This is a genomic window from Kamptonema animale CS-326, from assembly GCF_028330895.1.
In the GTDB taxonomy this organism is placed as follows: Bacteria; Cyanobacteriota; Cyanobacteriia; order Cyanobacteriales; family Microcoleaceae; genus Kamptonema; species Kamptonema formosum.
This window is the reverse complement of the sequence record NZ_JAQMUA010000299.1, coordinates 1-3289: the sequence shown is the minus strand read 5'-3', so window position 1 is coordinate 3289 and position 3289 is coordinate 1. Positions and strand designations below refer to the sequence as shown.

Here is a 3289-nt window from a genome sequence, read left to right as displayed (position 1 = left end):
GGGGAGCGGGGGGGCGGGGGAGACTCAGATATTACTGAGAAGTCTCTGAGTTTGACTCAGCGAGAAAAAGATGTTTTGCAGCTATTGACAGATGGGCTTTCTAATGCTCAGATTGGCGATCGCCTTCATCTGAGTCATCGCACTGTGGAAAAGTATGTTAGCAGTTTGTTGAGGAAAAGCGATCGCACTAACCGTGCTGAGTTGGTTCGCTTTGCAATGGAACATCATTTGGTTGATTGACAAACTCATAAAGTTCCTAAGAATACCAAGTCATACAAACAGACGGGCTATGCTGGCTCTGTCGTTCCAGAGACTAAACCAATCTCAGGGGATTTTTTATGAATAAAAAGCAAATTATTCCTGCTTTATTGGCAGCGCTGACTATCTGTTGTCTAACGATCGTGCCCGCGATCGCTAACTCTCGATCGCCATCTGCCCCTCAAGTCCTAGCGATCGCGCCTGTCACCCCAACCATTGCTCAGTCTCCTGCGCCTGCCAACACACCTGCACCATCGCCCCGCTTACCCAAAGTTGTGCTGCTGGCGACTGGAGGAACGATCGCTGGCACAGGTGCAACTTCTACTACAACTGTAGGGTATCAGGCTGCAAAGCTGCCCGTTGAAAGTCTAATCTCAGCCGTACCAGAGCTAAAAAATATTGCCAATATTACAGGCGAGCAGGTGCTGCAAATTGCTAGCGAAAACATGACTAACGAAGGCTTGCTGAAAATTGCTAAGCGCGTCAACGAAGTTTTGGCACAGCCTGATGTCAATGGGGTGGTAATTACTCACGGGACAGACACGCTCGAAGAAACTGCCTATTTCCTCAACTTAGTTACCAAAAGTAGAAAGCCTGTGGTGGTGGTGGGAGCGATGCGACCGGCTACGGCTCTCAGTGCCGATGGGCCTCTGAATTTGTATAATGCGGTGGCGATCGCAGGCAGTCCCGAAGCCGTAGGCAAAGGCGTGTTTGTCAGCCTTAACGACCAAATTTCGGCGGCGCGCGAAGTAACAAAAACGAACACCACTAGCCTTAACACCTTTCAGGCGCATGATATGGGTTATTTGGGCTATGTTGAGTTGGGCAAACCTTACTTCTATAGAATGCCGATTCGCAAACACACCGTAGCAACTCCGTTTGAAGTCAGCACCCTCACCTCATTGCCGCAAGTTGACATTATCTATGGGTATGGCAACAACCGCCCCGCCATGCTCAATGCTGCGATCGCCGATGGTGCAAAAGGCATTGTCTATGCAGGAGTTGGGGATGGCAGTATTTCTGTGCAGTTGGAGCCAGCCGCGATCGCAGCCAGCAAAAAAGGGATAATTATTGCGCGGAGTTCGCGCACGGGTGCAGGGCGAGTGGTGCGAAATGGGGAAGAGAAAGATGATGAAAATGGCTTTATTGTTACGGATAATTTGACTCCTCAAAAAGCTCGCCTTCTGTTAATGCTGGGTTTGACAATTACCAGCGATCCGCAAAAACTTCAGGAGATGTTTTATACCTATTAGGTTCCTAAAACGCTCGAAAACGGAAACCCATCGCTTAGGTCGTGTGGATGCTAGGAAAACCAAAATCCTGTTCTGTATCAGTCACAAAGACGGCCAAGAGTTGAAAGTTTGACTGGTGCAGTGTGGGTTTCCAGAGAGCTTTGCGATTTGCTCTGCATTCAATCCTAGTATCCTTGTCAGAATCAGGCATGGATAGATATGCTGCTAGCGATCGATGTCACAGCTTTCTGGATGCCGAATCACTATGCAGCACTCAAATCATCACAGAGACAGGAAATTTGCATCACTGAGCTAGGCAGGGAAAACCTTGATACTGATTATGTAAAGCAAAAGCAGGTTTTCCCATGATTCCCATCCGCGAAATTGCCCAACAAGCTCTGACCACTGGTCGCCTCACAGTAGAAGCAGAAAAGCTCATAGGTCAATTGTTGCTCTCAGCTAGTTACAGCTTGGAAGATTTGAATGCTTATATGAGCTTGCAGTTAGCAGCGATGGCGGGGAGAGTGAAGCAGGAGTCGCTGGAATTGGCGCAGGCTAACTACATCAGTTTTCAACTCAGTTAAAAGTCCCTGCTAAGTATTTAAACTTACTGTTGTTTGATATTTAAACTTAACTTTGCTTGAAGGAGTGGGGATCGCTCATCTCAAGGTAGGCTTAGCCCCAAGCAGAAGTTATTTCTCTAGATGGAGACAGCTTCAGTCTGGAGAGCGAGAAGTTTATATAAAGCATTTAGATATTCTAGATTTTACCGAGATCGGTTCAGTCGGCGTTGGAGATACAAATAACAAATTTTTGGGTGAAGCCATGAACACTACTAAAATCAATCTATTTAAGCAATTTTTACGGGAAGAGTTAGCCATTCCTATTTCTGCGATCGCGCTTGCCGAGCGCCGGAGTGAAGATAGCCCCAATCTTTTTGGGATGGTTCTATGGCAGTACGGACTCGTGACCACACAACAGCTAGAGCGAATTTGGGATTGGATGGCAACTGCTTAGTTTAATGGTCAGGAACTTCCAGTTAAGCTAATGTGAGTTCTCTGAGGGCTGAAAGGAGCGATCTTACGTATGTCATTTTGAGGCTGTTCACCAAAATCATTAGGGTTTCAAGCATTTTCCTCAAGCTCACGTTAATCTAGTTAATTTAAAAGTATTTGGAGATGTTAGTGGGGGTCTATTGGGAATTGCAATATTTTAATGGTTTTGTCCTCAACCCGTAGGGATAATGCGTTTGAAAACTTTGTTATAAGTAGAAGGAAGAAGGAAGAAGGATTTAGTTATCTAGGAGAGAAGGAAGAAAAATTTAGTTATCTAGGCGAGAAGGAAGAGTGTTTATACAGTCAGCTTTTTAGCCATCCTTATCTTATGTTTAATTAGGTGGATTTACTTATTACGACGGATAGCATTAAATTTTTTAAATCAAGAAACGACTCTAAAAAAGAGACTTAAAAACCAACTATTTTAAGACTTAACTAAGTCCTATTTTAAGATTTAAGTAAATCTGTAGGCAACATCACAGGTTCACTCCAGTTACAAAAGCCTGATTCATCGTAAATACTTGAAATCGACAAAGGGAGCGATCGCTCCCTTTATTTTCTAGCCATATCATCATAAGTCCGCGCTTGCACCTTGGCTAGATCGTCTGCAAATGTCCTCTAGACTATAGCGGTCTGCAATCATAAACGCTCAAACCTGCAACCGTTTGGGTAAGCGATCGCCAATATTGGGTAAGAATTGGGAATTGAGGAATTTTAGTCATAATTACCTAGTGCGATCGCGAT

5 protein-coding genes are annotated in these 3289 nt (G+C 44.9%); 4 read left to right on the top strand and 1 reads right to left on the bottom strand.

All coding sequences use genetic code 11. From position 1 onward, the window contains the following. The coding region (locus tag PN499_RS17610) for a response regulator transcription factor (protein ID WP_272033397.1) at nt 1-240 on the top strand (240 nt) is incomplete at its 5' end. Between the two features lie 98 nt (nt 241-338). Further along, nucleotides 339-1511, top strand: a complete 1173-nt coding sequence (locus tag PN499_RS17605; protein WP_272033396.1) for a type II asparaginase — start codon at nt 339-341, stop codon at nt 1509-1511. A gap of 34 nt (nt 1512-1545) precedes the next feature. Here PN499_RS17605 and PN499_RS17600 read toward each other — a convergent pair whose 3' ends face one another. Next, complete coding sequence (locus tag PN499_RS17600; RefSeq protein WP_272033394.1) at nt 1546-1701, bottom strand: hypothetical protein; 156 nt, start codon at nt 1699-1701, stop codon at nt 1546-1548. Nucleotides 1702-1855: 154 nt separating this feature from the next. On the opposite strand from PN499_RS17600, the gene PN499_RS17595 reads away from it, so the two are divergent. Both PN499_RS17595 and PN499_RS29585 read left to right on the top strand, forming a co-directional pair. Continuing rightward, nucleotides 1856-2074: a hypothetical protein gene (locus PN499_RS17595; protein ID WP_272033393.1), complete on the top strand. Its 219-nt coding sequence runs from the start codon at nt 1856-1858 to the stop codon at nt 2072-2074. A gap of 52 nt (nt 2075-2126) precedes the next feature. Then, a complete protein-coding gene (locus PN499_RS29585) occupies nt 2127-2507 on the top strand; it encodes a DUF2949 domain-containing protein (RefSeq protein ID WP_334311698.1) in 381 nt (126 codons plus the stop codon). The last annotated feature ends 782 nt before the right edge of the window (nt 2508-3289 follow it).

What these genes read in the sequence shown, in the direction of transcription:
- PN499_RS17605 (WP_272033396.1), top strand. Translation starts at nt 339, where the DNA reads ATGAATAAAAAGCAAATTATTCCTGCTTTATTGGCAGCGCTGACTATC.
- PN499_RS17600 (WP_272033394.1), bottom strand. Translation starts at nt 1,701, where the DNA reads ATGCCTGATTCTGACAAGGATACTAGGATTGAATGCAGAGCAAATCGC.
- PN499_RS17595 (WP_272033393.1), top strand. Translation starts at nt 1,856, where the DNA reads ATGATTCCCATCCGCGAAATTGCCCAACAAGCTCTGACCACTGGTCGC.